This window comes from Pseudoxanthomonas sp. 68-E7, from assembly GCF_057773145.1.
Genome location: NZ_JBYMTI010000006.1, coordinates 50,425 through 68,653, shown reverse-complemented (window position 1 = coordinate 68,653; position 18,229 = coordinate 50,425). Strand labels below are relative to the sequence as shown.

General features: G+C 68.2%; 14 protein-coding genes. 6 read left to right on the top strand and 8 right to left on the bottom strand.

The window, feature by feature from the left end:
* Positions 1 to 39 precede the first annotated feature (39 nt).
* The 3 genes from AC3DE2_RS15165 to AC3DE2_RS15155 are packed head-to-tail and all read left to right on the top strand — an operon-like array spanning position 40 to position 2,751.
* Positions 40 to 1,071 (top strand): aldo/keto reductase, encoded by a 1,032-nt coding sequence (locus AC3DE2_RS15165; RefSeq protein WP_488426883.1) that lies wholly within the window; start codon positions 40 to 42, stop codon positions 1,069 to 1,071.
* Between the two features lie 26 nt (positions 1,072 to 1,097).
* Positions 1,098 to 2,117 (top strand): zinc-binding alcohol dehydrogenase family protein, encoded by a 1,020-nt coding sequence (locus AC3DE2_RS15160; protein ID WP_488426882.1) that lies wholly within the window; start codon positions 1,098 to 1,100, stop codon positions 2,115 to 2,117.
* A 4-nt stretch (positions 2,118 to 2,121) separates the two neighbouring features.
* Entirely contained in the window at positions 2,122 to 2,751 is a 630-nt protein-coding gene (locus AC3DE2_RS15155; RefSeq protein ID WP_488426880.1) for a LysE family translocator, read from the top strand.
* A gap of 10 nt (positions 2,752 to 2,761) precedes the next feature.
* Here the strand turns inward: AC3DE2_RS15155 and AC3DE2_RS15150 are convergent, their stop codons facing one another.
* From AC3DE2_RS15150 to AC3DE2_RS15140, 3 genes are read right to left on the bottom strand one after another with little or no spacing between them, the layout of a single operon-like run.
* On the bottom strand, positions 2,762 to 5,569 hold the full coding sequence (locus tag AC3DE2_RS15150; protein ID WP_488426879.1) for an AAA family ATPase: 2,808 nt from the start codon (positions 5,567 to 5,569) through the stop codon (positions 2,762 to 2,764).
* On the bottom strand, positions 5,562 to 6,287 hold the full coding sequence (locus tag AC3DE2_RS15145) for a hypothetical protein (RefSeq protein WP_488426877.1): 726 nt from the start codon (positions 6,285 to 6,287) through the stop codon (positions 5,562 to 5,564). Before AC3DE2_RS15145 ends, AC3DE2_RS15150 begins: the two co-directional genes overlap by 8 nt.
* Positions 6,284 to 7,633, bottom strand: a complete 1,350-nt coding sequence (locus tag AC3DE2_RS15140) for a hypothetical protein (protein WP_295382076.1) — start codon at positions 7,631 to 7,633, stop codon at positions 6,284 to 6,286. Before AC3DE2_RS15140 ends, AC3DE2_RS15145 begins: the two co-directional genes overlap by 4 nt.
* A 181-nt stretch (positions 7,634 to 7,814) precedes the next feature.
* Between AC3DE2_RS15140 and AC3DE2_RS15135 the strand changes: the two genes are divergently transcribed.
* The 3 genes from AC3DE2_RS15135 to AC3DE2_RS15125 all read left to right on the top strand — a co-directional run bounded on the left by AC3DE2_RS15135 (position 7,815) and on the right by AC3DE2_RS15125 (position 11,518).
* A complete protein-coding gene (locus tag AC3DE2_RS15135) occupies positions 7,815 to 9,863 on the top strand; it encodes an oxidoreductase (protein WP_488426876.1) in 2,049 nt (682 codons plus the stop codon).
* Between the two features lie 456 nt (positions 9,864 to 10,319).
* Positions 10,320 to 10,790 (top strand): cell wall hydrolase, encoded by a 471-nt coding sequence (locus AC3DE2_RS15130; RefSeq protein WP_488426875.1) that lies wholly within the window; start codon positions 10,320 to 10,322, stop codon positions 10,788 to 10,790.
* A 116-nt stretch (positions 10,791 to 10,906) separates the two neighbouring features.
* Complete coding sequence (locus AC3DE2_RS15125) at positions 10,907 to 11,518, top strand: glutathione S-transferase N-terminal domain-containing protein (RefSeq protein WP_295382072.1); 612 nt, start codon at positions 10,907 to 10,909, stop codon at positions 11,516 to 11,518.
* Positions 11,519 to 11,585: 67 nt separating this feature from the next.
* Here AC3DE2_RS15125 and prpF read toward each other — a convergent pair whose 3' ends face one another.
* The 5 genes from prpF to prpB all read right to left on the bottom strand — a co-directional run bounded on the left by prpF (position 11,586) and on the right by prpB (position 18,160).
* Positions 11,586 to 12,779 (bottom strand): 2-methylaconitate cis-trans isomerase PrpF, encoded by a 1,194-nt coding sequence (gene prpF, locus AC3DE2_RS15120; protein WP_488426873.1) that lies wholly within the window; start codon positions 12,777 to 12,779, stop codon positions 11,586 to 11,588.
* A gap of 18 nt (positions 12,780 to 12,797) precedes the next feature.
* Positions 12,798 to 13,256: an SRPBCC family protein gene (locus tag AC3DE2_RS15115; RefSeq protein ID WP_488426872.1), complete on the bottom strand. Its 459-nt coding sequence runs from the start codon at positions 13,254 to 13,256 to the stop codon at positions 12,798 to 12,800.
* 57 nt (positions 13,257 to 13,313) lie between these two features.
* On the bottom strand, positions 13,314 to 15,923 hold the full coding sequence (gene acnD / locus AC3DE2_RS15110; protein ID WP_488426871.1) for a Fe/S-dependent 2-methylisocitrate dehydratase AcnD: 2,610 nt from the start codon (positions 15,921 to 15,923) through the stop codon (positions 13,314 to 13,316).
* A 97-nt stretch (positions 15,924 to 16,020) separates the two neighbouring features.
* The gene (prpC, locus tag AC3DE2_RS15105) at positions 16,021 to 17,175 is read right to left on the bottom strand and encodes a bifunctional 2-methylcitrate synthase/citrate synthase (RefSeq protein WP_488426870.1); all 1,155 of its coding nucleotides are present in this window, start codon (positions 17,173 to 17,175) and stop codon (positions 16,021 to 16,023) included.
* A 97-nt stretch (positions 17,176 to 17,272) separates the two neighbouring features.
* Positions 17,273 to 18,160, bottom strand: coding sequence for a methylisocitrate lyase (gene prpB / locus AC3DE2_RS15100; RefSeq protein WP_488426868.1), 888 nt, complete (start codon positions 18,158 to 18,160; stop codon positions 17,273 to 17,275).
* Between the last annotated feature and the right edge of the window lie 69 nt (positions 18,161 to 18,229).

The following is an 18,229-nucleotide window of genomic DNA, read 5'->3' as shown; positions in this document are numbered from 1 at the left end:
AATCCCCCCATTTCTTCCCTCCCTCCTCGAGGACATTCCATGGAAACCCGTTTTCTCGGCCGGTCCGGCCTGAAAGTCTCCGCGCTCGGCTTCGGCGCTGGCACCTTTGGCGGCAAGGGTCCGCTGTTCAGCGCCTGGGGCAACACCGATGTCGCCGAGGCGCGTCGGATGATCGACCTGAGCATCGAAGCCGGCATCAATTTCTTCGATACCGCCGACGTCTATTCGGACGGCGCCTCCGAATCCATCCTCGGCCAGGCCCTGCACGGCCGTCGCGACCAGGTGATCCTGTCCAGCAAGACCGGATTGCGGCTGGGCGACGGTATCAACGATGCCGGTACTTCCCGCCTGCGCCTGCTGAAGGCGGTGGACGCTTCGCTCAAGCGGCTGGATACCGACTACCTGGATCTGCTGCAGTTGCATGCCTTCGACGCGATGACGCCGATCGAGGAAACGCTTTCGACCCTCGATGATCTGGTCCGCGCCGGCAAGGTGCGCTACCTCGGCGTCTCCAACTTCTCCGGCTGGCAGCTGATGAAGTCGCTGGGCATCGCCGAGCGCCACGGCTGGAGCCGCTATATCGCCAACCAGGCCTACTACTCGCTGATCGGCCGCGACTACGAGTGGGAACTGATGCCGCTGGGCATCGACCAGGGTGTCGGCGCGGTGGTGTGGAGTCCGCTGGGCTGGGGCCGGCTGACGGGAAAGATCCGGCGTGGCCAGCCCTTGCCGGAGACCAGCCGCCTGCACGACACCGCCGCCATCGGACCTGCGGTGGATCCCGAACGCCTGTACCGCATCGTCGACGTGCTCGACGAAATCGCCGCCGAGACCGGCAAGGCGATTCCGCAGATCGCCATCAACTGGCTGTTGCGGCGCCCCACCGTTTCCACGGTGCTGATCGGTGCCCGCAACGAGGAACAGTTGAAACAGAACCTCGGCGCAGTCGGCTGGCAGCTCACGCCGGATCAAATCGCCCGCCTCGACGCGGTGAGCGCGACCGAAACGCCGTATCCGTACTATCCCTACTGGCGCGGGCAGTTCGCCGAGCGCAGCCCGCTTCCCGTCTGAATCCCCTTCCGCTACCGGAGCTCCGCATGAAAGCCGTCGGCCTCACCCGCTATCTGCCCATCGACGATCCGCAATCCCTGCTGGACATCGAACTGCCCAAGCCAGAACCCACCGGCCACGACATCCTGGTGCGGGTGGAAGCCATCTCGGTCAATCCCGTCGACACCAAGGTGCGTTCGCCCAAACCACAGCAGGAAGATCCCCCGCGCGTGCTCGGCTATGACGCTGCCGGCGTGGTCGAGGCGGTCGGCGACCAGGTCACCCTGTTCGCGCCCGGCGACGAGGTCTACTACGCCGGTGATGTCACCCGCGCCGGCAGCAACGCGCAGTTCCAACGGGTCGACGAGCGCGTGGTGGGCCGCAAGCCGGCCACGCTGGATTTCGCCCAGGCCGCGGCGTTGCCGCTGACCACCATCACCGCGTGGGAACTGCTGTTCCATCGCATGCCCTACTCCATCGACAACGAGTGCAACCGTCGCAGCCTGCTGATCATCGCCGGGGCTGGCGGGGTCGGCTCGATGGCGATCCAGCTGGCACGCCGTGCCGGCTTCACCGTCATCGCCACCGCCTCGCGTCCGGAGACGGTTGAGTGGTGCCGTTCGCTCGGCGCGCACCATGTCATCGACCACCGCCAGGATCTGGCGCCGCAACTGGCCGCGATGGGTTTCCCGCAGGTCGACGCCGTGCTGAACCTGGCCGACACCGATCGCTACTGGACCGCCATCGGCGACATCATCGCCCCGCTCGGCCACGTGGGCCTGATCGTCGAGCCGAAGGGCGACCTGCGCATCGGCGATCCGTACAAGGCCAAGTCGGTCGGCATCCACTGGGAAATGATGTTCGCGCGTCCGCGCTTCCAGACGCCCGATCTGATTGAACAGCATCGCTTGCTCAACCGCGCCGCCAGCCTGATCGATGCCGGCGAACTGCGCAGCAACCACCACGAGACGCTGGGTCCCATCAATGCGGCCAACCTGCGCGAGGCGCATCGCCGGCTGGAGTCCGGCACCACCATCGGCAAACTGGTGCTGGCGGGCTGGGAGTGACGGCATGAGCGCCGGCGCCTGGTGGCTGTTCTGCACGCTGTCGCTGATCACCGCGTTCACTCCCGGACCGGCGGTGTTGCTGGCGATCTCCAATGCGGCCACCTTGGGCGCGCGGCGCGCACTATTGAGTTCGGCCGGCAACGCGATCGGGGTGTTCGTGGTGGCGGTCACCGCACTGCTCGGGCTCGGCGCGTTGTTGCAGGCCTCCTCGACGGCGTTCACCGTGCTCAAACTGGCCGGTGCGGTTTATCTGGTTTACCTCGGCATCCGCCAATGGCGCAGTTCGCCGCCATTCGCGCCGGGCAATCCGCCAATACCGCCCAACGGCGACGCGTGGCGGTTGTTCGGCCAGGGCGTGCTGGTGGCGGCGACCAATCCGAAGAGCATCCTGTTCTTCACCGCGCTGCTGCCGCAGTTCATGCCCACGCGTGCGTCGCCCTGGGGCCAGGGTTTGTTGCTGGCGGTCACATTCGCCGCCTGCACGGTGCTGTCGCACCTTTGCTATGTCCTCGCCGCACGCCGGTTGCATCGTTGGCTCGGCGGCGCGCGCGGGCGCCTCTGGCAGCGCGCCAGTGGCGCGCTGTTCATCGGCCTGGGCATGGGCCTGTTGCGATTGCGCAGGCAGGCCGCCTGATGCCATGCGGTCAGGCCGCGGCGGCGTCCTGGCTGCGATCGCGCTTGAGCACCGCCACCGGCTCGGCCCAACTGCTGCCGGCGCGCCGCTTGCTGGTGGCCAGCACCAGATCCGAGGGCTCGAACACGTTGACGTTGTGCGTGATCGGCGTGGTCAGGATGTACTGGGCATCGGTCGAACGCAGGAACCGGCCGACCTTCTCGATGTTGGCCACGTCCAGGTGCGCGAACGGCTCGTCGATGAAGACGAATCCGCCCGGCTGCTCCTCGTCGCGCAGCAGCGCCACCAGCAGCAGCAGCGACTTCATGACCTGCTGGCCGCCGGAGGCCTCGCCGTCGTCCAGGCCGATCCAGCCCTTGCGATCGAAATCGAAGCGCACGGTCAGGCCGGCCTGGGCCAGCGCGGTGTCCTCGTTGACCAGTTCCGGCATCTCCACGTCGACACCGATGCCGGACAGTTCACCCAGCGCGACCAGGTTCTTGCGGTAGCGGCGGACGGTGGCGCGCAGCACGTTGATGTAGGCACCGCGTGCCTCCTCGGTGAGCTTGCGCGCGCGGTGCAGGTGCGCCTCGCGCTTGCCGATGGCCGCTTCCAGTCCGGCGTGGTCGGCGGCGAATTTGTCGCGCAGGGCGACGCAGCCGTCGTCTTCGACATAGGCGCCGCGCGCCAGCCGTTCGTCGATGCGCTCGACTTCGCGCCGCACCGCATTGGCGCTTTCATATTCGTCGCGCGCGGCGCGCAGGGCCGCCACGCCACGCCATTCCACCGGCATCTGCGCGCGGCGGCGACGGAAGTCGACGATGCGCTGCGCCAGCGCCATCCGTTCCTGCGCAATCTGTTGCCCGCGCTCGCGCAGTTCGTTCGCCAGCGCCTTCAGTTCACCGGCACGGCTGGCCGCGGCGATGCTCTCGGCCTTGTCCTCTGCGGCCAGGCGATCCAGCTCGGCCCGCACTTCCAGCAGCGCGGCCGCCGCCTGCTGCGCCGCCTCGGCCAGTTCCGGCAGGCGTTCGGCGGCGTCCGCGAATTCGGCCGCGCGCGTCACCAGTTCGTTGCCCGCGCCCAGTCCGAGCAGGCGCGCCTGGCTGGCGTCGACCTGCTGGCCCAACTGGCTCAGTTCCTCTTCGCGCGCGTGCGCACGCTGCTGGATGGCAGCGAGCTCCACGCGTAGCTCGGCCAGTTGCGCCTGGCGGGCGCCCGCGCCGAAGTGATGCGCGTTGCCGCCGATGTGGCGGCCGCCTCGCTGTTCGCGCAGATAGCCCTTGGCGGTGATCCAGTCCTGGCCCTTGGGCAGGCGATGACCGGCCTGCACATCCTCCACCCGCTGGATGCGATCCAGCTGGCGCGGCAGCCAGGCCGGCGGATCGTCCAGGAAACGCACGACTTCCAGCAACGAGCCGCGGGTCGGCTTGTCGGCCGGCGCACGATCGGCCACGAGGAAATGGCGGTACTGCATCTGCTCGCCCAGTTGCCAGGCCGCGGCGGCATCCCTGGGCGCATCCAGCACCAGCAGGTGGCGATAGGGCGCCAACACCGCTTCCACCGCGGTGGCCCAATCCGGGTCGGCAATCTCGACCAGTTCGGTCAGCACCTTGTGGCCGATGCCTTTGGCGTCGAGCGCGGCGCGGAAGTCCCGCTCGAACGGCTCGGTGACCCGGCCACCGCCACTGATCGCGGCGACCTGCGCGGTGATCTCGGCGGCGCGCTGGCGATCGCGCTGGCCTTCCAGCTTCAGTTCGGCCTGGCGGCGTCGTCCCTCCTCGACCTCGCGGCTCAGCGCCTTGACGTCGGCGCCCTTGCGGCCGCCCTGCAGGCGATCCAGATCGTCGCGCCGCTTGACCAGCATTTCCGCGTCACGGGCATGGTCGCGGGCATGGGTGAACACCGCCTCGGCCTGGGTCTGGCGCTGGCGAACCTCGGCCAGGGCCTGCTGCAGGGTGGCGCGCTGCGCCTGCGCGCCGGTTTCCTGCGCCAGCAAGGTGGCATGTGCGTGGCCGCGTTCGCGCAGCGCGCGCCGCAGGCCGGTCAGGCGCGGACGCGCGCCCTCGATGGTCGCGCGCAGATCCGCCAGTTCCACCTTCGGCACGATCTCGGTATGCAGGCGGTTGCGCTGGGATCGCAGCGACAGGCCATCCTCGAACGAACGCACGTCGGCGCGCGAGGACTCCAGCCGCAGATGGAGTTCGGCCAGGCCCTGCTGGAGCTGGCCGATTTCCTTCTCCACGTCGAACTGTTCGCTGCGCGCGCGCTGGTAATCGTCCAGCACCGCCTTGTCCTCGAATACGTCGAACACCAGTTGCAGCAGTTCGCGCGGCGACAGCTGGCAGAGCTTGTCGGTGGCGCCCTGTTCCAGGGTCAGCACCCGGCAGATGGCGCGGCTCAGGCCGGCGCCGGCCAGGCGCACCCGGTAGTCACGCACGCCCAGCCATTCGCCGCCCTGCTCCAGGGTTTCGATGGGTACGTCGCCGGGAACGATCTGGTAGTCACGCGACCAGTCGCCGCCGCGCTTGCGCACCCGGCAGGCGATCGTGACCTGCTCGTCCATGTACGGAAAGAACGCGCGCTTGCCGCGCCGATCGGCCGGATTGCTGACCACCGCGCGCAGCCATGCGTACGGCTTGCCGTTGTGGCGCAGGTAGGTCTTGTAGTCGCGCGCCATGTCGCGATCGTCGATGGCCAGCAGCGTGCGCAGCGCATCCAGCAGGGTGGTCTTGCCGGAACCGTTGGGGCCGACCACGGTGATGATCGAAGCGTCCAGCGGCAGCGTGTAGCGCTGCCAGTAATCCCAGTGGACGACTTCCAGCTGACGGAACTCAAACATCGGCCTGCATCTCCTCGTCTTCCGCCATGTCCTCGGGCGCGTCCGCGCCCTCTTCCTCGCCGCGCTCGCGGGCGGCGGCCTGCGACTGCCGTGCTTCCTCGATGACCTGCGACAGCGCGCCGTCCATCACCCGGCTGGCGATGCGTTCGTAGTCGAAAGCCAAATCCAGCAGCGGCCCTTCATGGATGCGTTCGCGGCGGCGGACGATGAAACCCTGCCGCTGCAAGGCGCCCAGGTTCATCTGCAGGCGGCCCTTGCCGCCGAGCTTGTCGCTGAAGTCGGCCAGCAGGGTGCGCTCGTTGATCGGTTCGATCACTTCCGCGCCCACCGGCACCGGCTTGAGTTCGGCGAACATCTGTTCCTGCTCCTGCGCGCGCTCACCTTCCTGGCGGGCGATCTGGCGCTGGCGCTTGGGCAGCACCAGCAGCGCCCACAGCACCACCAGCAGCGCCAGCGCGTCGCGGCCCAGCGACAGGTTGCTCGCCGCCCAGGCTTCGGCGTTGCCGAACACCTCGTTCTCCTGCGTGCGCGCCACGCCCACCGCGACATGCGCGGCATAGGGATGTTCGAGCAGGCGCAGGCCGGCGGCGGCGAGGCGGCGGTCGAGATCGTCGCGCAATTCGGCGTCGACCAGGATCTGGCGCACGGCGCGGTCTTCGCGCGGCAGCCAGCGCTCGGCCAGCAGCCGCGCGATCAGGGAAGCGATGGGGTCACTCATGCGGTCTGGGTCTTCCGTTTCTTCGGCTTGTCTTGCTTGTCTTGTTTGTCCTGCCTGCGGGCGTCGGCGGGATGCGCTTGCGCCGATTGCGGCAACAGCCGGCCCCGGCTCATGTAGGCCACGCCGGCACGCTGGATGTCCTCGAACACCGGCTCGACCCGCCACTGCACCGGCAGCTGCGCCAGCGATGCGCCCACGCCCTGGCGGTTCTCCGCGCCCGGGTCGCCAATCAGGCCGAGCAACGACAGCCGGTACGCGCTGAGCGCGAAGCTCTCCTGTGGCACCCAGTCGGCGAGCGGGGCTTCCTGTTCCAGTCCGCTGAGTTGATCCAGCCATTGTTCGGCGTGGGCGTAATCGTTCTGCACGACCGGGGCATGCGTGTCGCTGGGCGCCTGTCGCGCCGGCGGCAACACGGTGCTTTCCTGTCCTTCGCGCTCCCGTTCGACCAGTTCGTATTCGGCCACGTCCAGTGCGATTGGCCCGAGCACGAACGCCGGCATCGGCGTCCGCACCAGCACGTCATCGGCCAGCGCGGCCAGCGCGTCGATGTCGCGGGCGCGCAGGAAGCGGTTGACGTCGGACGACGACAGTCCGCTCGCACCCAGGTGCACGCGATGGCGGTCAAGCTGGTTGAGCGCACGCTGGAACACCGACGCCTGGCGCAGCAACGCGCTCTGCGCACGGCCGATCTGTTGGGCCACCCGGTGGGTCGCGGTATCCAGATCGCCGTCGGCGGCGATGTCGCGGATCAGTTCGGTGCCCTTCTCCACCCACTGCCATACCGATTGCAGGGTGTCGGCGGCGCGCTGGATGCGATGTTCCGAACCGCTGAGCACCGCTTGGTCGAAATCCTCGCGCAGTTCGTTGAGGCGCGAGAGCAGATGCTGCAGATCGTCGGCGCCGACCCGGCCGACCGCCTGGCCGGCGGCGAGCTGTGCGGTGACGTAAGCCAGTTCGTCGCCTTCGCGGTTGAACTGCAGCAACATGCCGATCGCCGCCAGCGCCTGGCGCCCGACCGGACTGATGCGGTAGCGCTGGCTATGCGTTTCCCACAGCAGCAGGCCGTTCTCGCGCAGGCGCCCGAGCACGGTGTCGAACTTGACCGGATCCAGGTAGGCGAACTGATCGCGCAGTTCCTGCGGGGTCCAGTCCGGCGCCTGTCCGCGCTCGCCGATCGTGCGCAGCACCAGCAGGCGCACCATGACGTTCTCCTCGCCCCCGTGGAACAGGGTCGAGAAGGCCCGCAGTTGATCGCGGGCGGCGAGCAGGGGGTGGAGGTCCGGCAGATCCGCGGCGGCGATGCCGTCGCGCAGATAATCGTGCAGGGGAGGTGTTGCGGCGTCCATGACGTCCCGAAAGCCTTGGTCCCCTATGGTCCCCGAGGTGGCCGGGCGGGACAACTCTTGCCAACCGGACGGGTTCTGTGCCGTGTTACCGTCCACGGGTCCGCGCCCCCGCCAGCACTTGCGCCCGCGTTCCGGCCGGGGCATCGTGTCGCCTCCATACGCCAGCGTATCCATCGCCCGCATGTCGCCCAGCGCCGTCCCGACCTCCGCCTCCGCCGAGCACTATCCCCACCTGTTCGCCCCGCTCGACCTGGGATTCACCCGGGTCCGCAACCGCATCCTGATGGGGTCGATGCATACCGGCCTGGAGGACCGGGCCCGCGACTTCCCCCGGCTGGCAGCCTATTTCGCCGAGCGCGCTGCCGGTGGCGTGGGGCTGATGGTCACCGGCGGGTTCTCGCCCAACCTGGTGGGCTGGCTGAAACCCTTCGGCGGGAAGTTGTCCTGGCCGTGGGAAGTGCGTCCGCACAAGTTCGTCACCCGCGCCGCGCACGAGCATGGCGCGTTGATCTGCCTGCAATTGCTGCATGCCGGCCGCTACGCCTACCACCCCCTGTCGGTCGCGCCGTCGAAGCTGAAGGCGCCAATCAATCCGTTCACCCCGAGGGCGATGTCCGCGCGCGCGGTCCAGTCTCAGATCAATGCCTATGCGGCAGCCGCCAAGCGCGCCCGTGACGCCGGCTACGACGGCGTGGAGGTGATGGGCTCGGAAGGCTATCTGATCAACGAATTCACCGCACCGCGGACCAACCGCCGCAACGACGCCTGGGGTGGCACGCCGGAAAAACGCATGCGCTTCGCGGTGGAGATCGTGCGCCGCATCCGCGAGGCCTGCGGGCCGGACTTCATCATCATCTACCGGCTGTCGCTGCTGGACCTGGTCGAAGACGGCAACCAATGGGATGAAATCGTCGCCCAGGCCAGGGCGGTGGAAGCGGCTGGCGCGACCCTCATCAATTCCGGCATCGGCTGGCACGAGGCGCGGGTGCCGACCATCGTCACCTCGGTGCCGCGCGCGGCCTTCGTCGACGTCACCGCCAAGCTCAAGCCGCATGTGTCGGTGCCGCTGGTGGCGACCAACCGCATCAATATGCCCGACGTGGCCGAGGGCATCCTGGCCGCGGGCAAGGCCGACATGGTCTCGCTGGCGCGGCCGCTCCTGGCCGATCCGCAATGGCCGGAGAAGGCGCGCGCCGGCCGCGCCCATGCCATCAACACCTGCATCGCCTGCAACCAGGCCTGCCTGGATCATGTGTTCGAGAACAAGACCGCCAGTTGCCTGGTCAACCCGCGCGCCTGCGCGGAGACCGAGCTGACCTATCCGAAGACCTTCACGGCCAGGCGGGTCGCGGTGGTCGGTGCCGGTCCGGCGGGCCTGGCCTGCGCGACCGTGGCCGCCGAGCGCGGACACCGGGTCACCCTGTTCGACGCGGAGGCGGAAATCGGCGGCCAGTTCAATTTCGCCAAGCGGATTCCCGGCAAGGAAGAGTTCCACGAGACCCTGCGCTATTACCGCCACCGGCTGGAGGAAACCGGCGTCGAGGTGAAGCTGTCCACCCGCGCGGATGCCATGTCGCTGGCCGGCTTCGACGAGGTGGTGCTGGCGACCGGCATCACCCCGCGCAAGGTCGACTTCCCCGGCGCCGATCATCCCAAGGTGGTCAGCTACACCGAGGTGCTGTCCGGGCGGGTCGTCGTCGGTGCGCGGGCGGCGCTGATCGGTGCGGGCGGCATCGGCTTCGACGTGGCCGAGTTCCTGGTCCAGGAAGGCCCGTCGCCGAGCCTGGATCCGGCCCGCTGGATGGCCGAATGGGGCGTGGACCCGGACTTCCAGAGCCGCGGCGGCCTGGCCCGGCCGCAGCCCGAACCGCCGGCCCGCGAGATCTGGCTGCTCCAGCGCAGCGCCGGCAAGCCAGGCGCGCGGCTGGGCAAGACCAGCGGCTGGGTCCATCGGGCGACGCTCAAGGCCAGGCGGGTGAAAATGCTGGGTGGCGTCGAGTACCTGGCCGTGGACGACGCCGGCCTGCACATCCGTGTCGACGGCGCCGAACAGGTCCTGCCAGTCGATCACGTGGTGATCTGCGCCGGCCAGGAGCCGCGCCGTGACCTGCAGGCGGCACTGCTGGCCACCGGCCGCACGCCGCACCTGATCGGCGGCGCCGACGTGGCTGCCGAACTTGACGCCAAGCGCGCCATCGCCCAAGGCAGCCGGCTGGCCGCGGCGCTCTGAACAGACGGGTGGCAGGGGCAATCGCTCCCCATCGCACTTGATGACGGCCATCACAAAATCATGTCTACCGGTGGCGATGCGTGTGCGTCGGCAGGCGCCTTTCCGTGCGGTTTTCCGGGTATTTCCGGTCGGTACGCGACGGCAACCGGACCCACCGCGAAGCCGCCTCGACCTTGACGCCGTTTTCACCAACAAGCATTTCCAATCAAATACTTAGTAGAGCTGTCAACCCGGCGTGTTCAGGGGGGGTTCCGTTTTTTGCCCGTACCTTGCGCCAACTTTTCGGCCCGCCCCCCAGTTCCGGCAGGCCACCCCGGCGCCCTCATCCATTCAGCCGGGACCCCGGGCAGCCCGTGTGAAGGCTGCCTCCCCATGACGCCATGCCGCGTCCCCTCCCCCGCCGCTTCCAATGGATCGGAGCGGTCGGGACCGGCAAAGACGGAGCAAGGAGTTCCCATGAAACTGGCCTGGATTCTCTGGCTGTCGCAGATGTTGCCGCAGCCGGCCGCCGATTCGTTGTGCCTGAGTACCACCGTATACCTGGAAGCCCGCGACCAGACCCTGCGCGGCCAGCAAGCCGTCGCCGAAGTCGCCCTGCGCCGCCGCGACAGCGGCCTGTGGGGCGATTCGGTCTGTGAAGTGGTGACCGCCCGCAAGCAGTTCGCCCCCACCATCGTCGCCCCCGGCACCCGCCTGCAGAACGCGGACGCCTGGGCCAAGTCGGTCAGCGTGGCCCTGAACGCCGAGCGCAACTGGGCCCTGCCGCCCGGCCAGCGCAAGGAAATCGTGCCGGGCGCCAGCCACTTCATGGCCCACCAGATCGCCAGTCCGAGCTGGCGCAACGCGTACCGCGTGGCCACCATCGGCGATCACACCTTCCTGCGCGTGCAGTCGCTGAAGCCGCAAGCGCAACCGCCGCGCTCGTAAACCTGCTCCGCCGGCAAGCGGACCGTCCGTGACGGTCCGTTGCGCCGCCGGGCTTGTGGACACCCGGTGGGTCTGGGAGAGTTCCCGGCTCGCTTTTTCTGTACCGGAGTCCACCCATGAAGCTGTACACCAAGCCCGGCGCGTGCTCCACCGCCGACCACATCGCCCTGCAATGGACCGGCCAGCCCTTCGAGGTGAAGGTGATGACCGCCGCGGAAATGAAGACGCCGGAGTACCTGGCGATCAATCCGACCGGCGCGGTGCCGGCCATCGTGGACGGTGATTTCGTCCTGACCCAGAACGCCGCCATCATGGGTTACATCGCCGACAGCTTCCCGCAGGCCGGCCTGGGTGGTGACGGCTCCCCGCAGCAGCGGGCCGAAGCGGCGCGCTGGCTGTCCTTCGTCAACTCCGACGTGCATCCGGCGTTCACCCCGCTGTTCGCACCGGGCAAGTTCATCGCCGACGAAGCCGAATTCGATGCCATCAAGACCGCCGCGCGCAAACGCCTGCGCGGGCTGTTCGAGAGCGCCAACCAGCGGCTGGAAGGTCGTGACTGGCTGGCCGGTTTCCGCAGCTTCGCCGATCCCTACCTCTACATCACCCTGCGCTGGGCCGGCAACGTCGGCGTGGATCTGAGCGGCCTCGACAACCTGGCGGCGTTCCGCCAGCGGATGGAAGCCGACCCGGGCGTGCAGGCCGCGCTCAAGGCCGAAGGCCTGCATTGAGCAAGACAAAAGGGCGGGCCCGGGCCCGCCCTTTTTCATTGATGGCGGCCGGAGCGCTCCGGACCGCTCAGAAGGCGTCGCCGGGAACGCGGACCCAGCCTTCCATCAGGATGCGCGCGCTGCGGCTCATGATCGCCCTGGCGACTTTCCATTCGCCATTTTCCTGCGTGGCTTCGGCGCCCACCCGCAAGGTGCCGGAGGGATGGCCGAAACGCACCGCGCTGCGCTCGCCACCACCCGCGGCCAGATTGACCAGGGTGCCCGGCACCGCCGCGGCGGTGCCGATGGCGACCGCGGCCGTGCCCATCATCGCGTGGTGCAGCTTGCCCATCGACATCGCGCGGACCAGCAGATCGATATCGCCCGCCGCCACCTGCTTGCCACTGGAGGTGAGGTAATCCTTCGCGGGGGCCACGAACGCCACCTTCGGCGTGTGCTGGCGGCGCGCGGCCTCCGACACCTCGCTGATCAGACCCATCCGCACCGCGCCATGCGCGCGGATGGTTTCGAACATCGCCAGCGCCTTCGCATCGCCGTTGATGGCGTCCTGCAGTTCCGTGCCGGTGTAGCCGATGTCGGCGGCGTTGACGAAGATGGTCGGGATGCCGGCGTTGATCAGCGTGGCGGGGAACCTGCCCACGCCCGGCACGTCCAGTTCGTCGACCAGGTGGCCGGTGGGGAACATCGCGCCACCGCCCTCGCCTTCGCCCTCGTCGGCCGGATCCAGGAACTCCAGTTGCACCTCCGCGGCCGGAAAGGTCACCCCGTCCAGCTCGAAGTCGCCGGTCTCCTGAACCTGCCCGTCGGTGATCGGCACGTGCGCGACGATGGTCTTGCCGATGTTCGACTGCCAGATCCGTACCGTGCAGAGGCCATCGCGCGGAATGCGCGCGGCGTCCACCAGTCCACCCGCGATGGCGAACGAACCCACCGCCGCCGACAGGTTGCCGCAGTTGCCGCTCCAGTCGACGAAGGCGCTGTCGATGGACACCTGGCCGAACAGGTAGTCGACATCGTGATCGGGCCGTTCGCTCTCCGCCAGGATCACCGTCTTGCTGGTGCTCGAGGTGGCCCCGCCCATGCCGTCGATCTGCTTGCCGTAGGGATCCGGACTGCCAATCACCCGCAGCATCAGCGCATCGCGCGCCGCGCCCGGCACGCGCGCGGATTCGGGCAGGTCCTGCAGGCGGAAGAACACGCCCTTGCTGGTGCCTCCGCGCATGTAGGTGGCGGGGATTCGGATCTGGGGCGCGTGCGGCATGGACGTCTCGATGTTCTGTCAGGGGTTGTCGGGAATCTGGGGTTCGACCACGTTGGCGAGCAGGCCCAGCGATTCCTGCCAGCCGAGATAGCAGAACTCCACCGGAATCATCGCGGGGATGCCTTCCTGCACGATGCTGATCTCGGTGCCGCAGGCCACCGCCTTGAGCGACACGCTGACCTGCATCGTGCCCGGCAGCGCCGGATTCTCGAACTGATCGTCGTAGCGGATGCGCTCGCCCGGCACCAGTTCACGGTAGGTGCCGCCGAAGGCGTGGCTGGAACCGGTGCCGAAGTTGGTGAACGACATCCGGTAGGTGCCGCCGACCACCGGGTCGATGTGGTGGACCTTGCCGGTGAACCCATGCGGCGGCAGCCACTTCACCATCGCGTCCGGATCCAGGAAGGCGCGGTAGACGCGCTCCGGGGGCGCGCGCAGGACGCGGTGCAGGCGGACGGTTCCGGTCTCGTTCGACATGTCGGTGGTCTCTCGGGGATGGTCCGCCCAATCTAGCGCGATTGCCGGAAGGCGACGTCACGCCGCCTGCGCCGACTCCAGGAAGTCCTGGGCGAAGCGCTGGAGCACGCCGCCGGCCTCGTAGATGGAGACCTCCTCGTCGCTGTCCAGGCGGCAGGTCACCGGCACTTCCACGCGCCCGCCGTCGCGGCGGTGGATCACCAGGGTGAGCGTCGCCTGCGGCCGGCGCTCGCCGATCACGTCGAAGGTCTCGGTGCCGTCGATGCCCAGGGTCAGCCGGGTGGTGCCGGGCTGGAACTCCAGCGGCAGCACGCCCATGCCAATAAGGTTGGTGCGGTGGATACGCTCGAAGCCCTCGGCGACGATCGCTTCCACGCCCGCCAGGCGCACGCCCTTGGCCGCCCAGTCGCGCGACGACCCTTGGCCGTAGTCGGCGCCGGCGACGATGATCAGCGGTTGCTTGCGCTCCATGTAGGTCTCGATCGCCTCCCACATGCGCATCACGTGGCCTTCCGGCTCGACCCGCGCCAGCGAACCCTGCCTCACGCTGCCGTCCGGGTTGCGCACCATCTCGTTGAACAGCTTCGGATTGGCGAAGGTCGCGCGCTGCGCGGTCAGGTGATCGCCACGGTGGGTGGCGTAGGAATTGAAGTCCTCTTCCGGCAGGCCCATCTTCGCCAGGTATTCGCCGGCCGCGCTGTCCAGCAGGATCGCGTTGGACGGCGACAGATGATCGGTGGTGATGTTGTCCGGCAGCACCGCCAGCGGGCGCATGCCGCGCAGGGTACGCTCGCCGGCCAGCGCGCCTTCCCAGTAGGGTGGGCGGCGGATGTAGGTGCTCATCGGACGCCAGTCGTACAGCGGACTGACCCGCTCGCCGTTTTCCACCCGCACGTTGAACATCGGGTTGTAGACGCGCCGGAACTGTTCCGGCTTCACCGCCGCGCGCACCACCGCATCGATTTCCGCGTCGCCCGGCCAGATGTCCTTCAGGCGGATCTCGCGTCCCTCGAAAACACCCAATACGTCCTTCTCGATGTCGAAGCGGACCGTGCCGGCGATCGCGTAGGCCACCACCAGCGGCGGCGAGGCCAGGAAAGCCTGCTTGGCGTAGGGATGGATGCGGCCGTCGAAGTTGCGGTTGCCCGAGAGCACCGCCGTCGCGTACAGATCGCGGTCGATGATTTCCTGCTGGATCGCCGGATCCAGCGCGCCGGACATGCCGTTGCAGGTGGTGCAGGCGAAGGCGACCACGCCGAAGCCCAGCTTCTCCAGTTCCGACGTCAATCCTGCCTCGTCCAGATACAGCGCGACCGCCTTGGAGCCCGGCGCCAGCGAGGACTTCACCCACGGCTTGCGCGTCAGCCCCACGCGGTTGGCGTTGCGCGCCAGCAGCGCGGCGGCGATGACGTTGCGCGGGTTGCTGGTGTTGGTGCAGCTGGTGATGGCCGCGATGATCACCGCGCCATCCGGCATCAGGCCTTGCGCCTCCTGCGCCCGCGCCTGCTCCAGGCCCACCGCGATGCCACGCTCGGCCAGATCGGCGGTCGCCACCCGCGCATGCGGATTGGACGGACCGGCCATGTTGCGCACCACGCTGGACAGATCGAAATGCAGCACGCGCTCGTACTCGGCGTCCTTCAGGCTGTCGGCCCACAGGCCGGCAGTCTTCGCATAGGTCTCGACCAGCCGGACCTGCGCTTCCTCGCGCCCGGTCAGGGTCAGGTAATCGATGGTCTGCGCGTCGATGAAGAACATCGCCGCGGTGGCGCCGTACTCCGGCGCCATGTTGGAAATCGTCGCCCGGTCGCCCAGCGTGAGCGCCGCCGCACCTTCGCCGCGGAACTCCAGGTAGGCGCCCACGACCTTCTGCTTGCGCAGGAATTCGGTCAACGCCAGCACGATGTCGGTGGCGGTGATGCCCGGCTGCGGGCGTCCGGTCAGTTCGACGCCGACGATGTCGGGCAGGCGCATCCACGATGCGCGGCCCAGCATCACGTTCTCCGCTTCCAGGCCACCGACGCCGATGGCGATCACGCCCAGGGCGTCGACGTGCGGCGTGTGGCTGTCGGTGCCCACGCAGGTGTCGGGGAAGGCCACGCCATCGCGCGCCTGGATCACCGGCGACATCTTCTCCAGGTTGATCTGGTGCATGATGCCGTTGCCCGGCGGGATCACGTCGACGTTGCGGAACGCCTGCTTGGTCCAGTCGATGAAATGGAAGCGATCCTCGTTGCGGCGGTCCTCGATGGCGCGGTTCTTGGCGAACGCATCCGGGTCGTAGCCGCCGCATTCCACCGCCAGCGAGTGATCGACGATCAACTGCACCGGCACCACCGGATTGACCTTGGCGGGGTCGCCGCCCTTGTCGGCGATCGCGTCGCGCAGGCCGGCCAGATCCACCAGCGCGGTCTGGCCGAGGATGTCGTGGCAGACCACCCGCGCCGGGAACCAGGGGAAATCCAGGTCGCGGCGGCGTTCAATCAGCTGCTTCAGCGAATCGCCCAGGGTGGCCGGATCGCAGCGGCGCACCAGGTTTTCCGCCAGCACCCGCGAGGTGTACGGCAACCGGTCATAGGCGCCGGGCGCGATGGCGTCGACCGCGGCGCGCGCGTCGAAGTAGTCCAGGGAAGTGCCCGGCAGGGCTTTGCGGTAGTCGGTGTTCATGGCTTCGCGTCGGCGTGGCTGGCGGCGGTCGGGATCGGGGACGTCCGGGGACGCCTGCCTTTCCCGGTCAAACCGGGAAACGCGGGCGCCGCTGGGGTCAACGCTGGTCGATCGGCACGAACGCCAGGTTCTCGGGACCGGTGTAGTTGGCGCTGGGGCGGATGATCTTGCCGTCGATGCGCTGCTCGATGACGTGCGCGCTCCAGCCGCTGGTGCGGGCGATCACGAACAGCGGGGTGAACATCGCGGTCGGCACGCCCATCATGTGGTAGCTCACCGCGCTGAACCAGTCCAGGTTGGGGAACATCTTCTTGATGTCCCACATCACCGCTTCCAGGCGCTCGGCGATGGCGTACATCTTGGTGCTCTGCTGCTCCTCGGACAGGTCCTTCGCCACCTGCTTGATCACGTCGTTGCGGGGATCGCCGACGGTGTAGACCGGATGGCCGAAGCCGATGACCACTTCCTTGCGTTCGACCCGCGCCTTGATGTCGGCCTCGGCCTCGTCCGGGGTCTCGTAGCGCTTCTGCACTTCGAACGCGACTTCGTTGGCGCCGCCGTGCTTGGGCCCACGCAGCGCGCCGATGGCGCCGGTGATGCAGGAATGCATGTCGCTGCCGGTGCCGGCGATGACGCGCGCGGTGAAGGTGGAGGCGTTGAACTCGTGCTCGGCGTACAGGATCAGCGAGGTGTGCATCGCGCGCACCCACGAGTCGCGTGGCTTCTCGCCGTGCAGCAGGTGCAGGAAGTGGCCGCCGATGGAATCGTCATCGGTCTCCACGTCGATGCGCTTGCCGTTGTGGCTGTAGTGGTACCAGTACAGCAGCATGGAACCCAGCGACGCCATCAGCTTGTCGGCTATGTCGCGCGCGCCCGGATGATTGTGATCATCCTTTTCCGGTGACACGCAGCCGAGCACCGAGACACCGGTACGCATCACGTCCATCGGATGGGCCGACGGCGGCAGTTGCTCCAGCGTGGCCTTGACCGAGGCGGGAATGCCGCGCAGCGACTTCAACTTGGCCTTGTAGCCGGCCAGTTCGGCGCGGTTGGGCAACTTGCCGTGGACCAGCAGGTAAGCGACTTCCTCGAATTCGCTGGTGGTGGCGATGTCGAGGATGTCGTAACCGCGGTAATGCAGATCGTTGCCGCTGCGGCCGACCGTGCACAGCGCGGTGTTGCCGGCGGCGGTGCCGCTGAGGGCGACGGACTTCTTCGGCTTGAAGCCGGTGGCTGGGGTGGGTTCACTCATTGCTGCCTCCCGATGTCTTGTCATGCGATGGAGCGGAATCCGCCCCGCGATTCTTGCGGAAGCCACGGGGCGCGATCATCGCGTCCCGTCGCCGGGTTCAGGCCTCGCCCTGCTTCGCGAACAGCGCGTCGAGCTTGTCCTCGTAGGCGTGGTAGCCAAGGTAGTCGTAGAGCTCAGCGCGCGTCTGCAGGGTGTCGATGATGTTCTTCTGGGTGCCTTCGCGGCGCACGGTCTCGTAGAAATTCAGCGCGGCCTTGTTCATGGCGCGGTAGGCGCCGCAGCAGTACAGCGCGATGTCCACGTCCGCGCTGCGCAGATCGTCGACGGTGAAGAACGGGGTGGAGCCAAATTCGGTCAGGTTGGCCAGGATCGGCACCTTCACCGCCGCCTTGAAGCGGCGGTAGTCGTCCAGCGTCTTCATGGCTTCGGGGAAGATCATGTCGGCGCCGGCCTCCACGTACGCCACCGCGCGCTCGATGGCCGCGTCGATGCCCTCGACGGCGGCCGCGTCGGTGCGCGCCATGATCACGAAGCCGTCATCGCCGCGCGCGTCGACCGCCGCCTTGACCCGATCGACCATCTCGTCCTTCGATACGACTTCCTTGCCGGGACGGTGGCCGCAGCGCTTCTGGCCCACCTGGTCCTCCATGTGCACGGCGGCCACTCCGACGCGCTCGAACGAACGGATGGTGCGCGCGATGTTGAACGCGCCGCCCCAGCCGGTATCGATGTCGACCAGCAACGGCAGGCCGGTGGCGTCGACGATGCGACGCGCGTCGGTGAGCACGTCTTCCATCGTGCTGATGCCCAGATCGGGCATGCCCAGCGAGTTGGCGGCGACCCCGCCGCCGGACAGGTACAGCGCCTTGTAGCCGACCCGGCGGGCCATCAGGCCGGCGTAGGCGGTGATGGCGCCCATCACCTGCAGCGGGGATTCCTCGGCGATCGCGGCGCGAAAGTGCGCGCCGGCGGATGCGTTGCTCATGCATGTCTCCTGCGGAAGCGGATGGCGCCCGTTCCTCGGCGGAGCGGGCCGGGGGTACGCGAAGGGTAC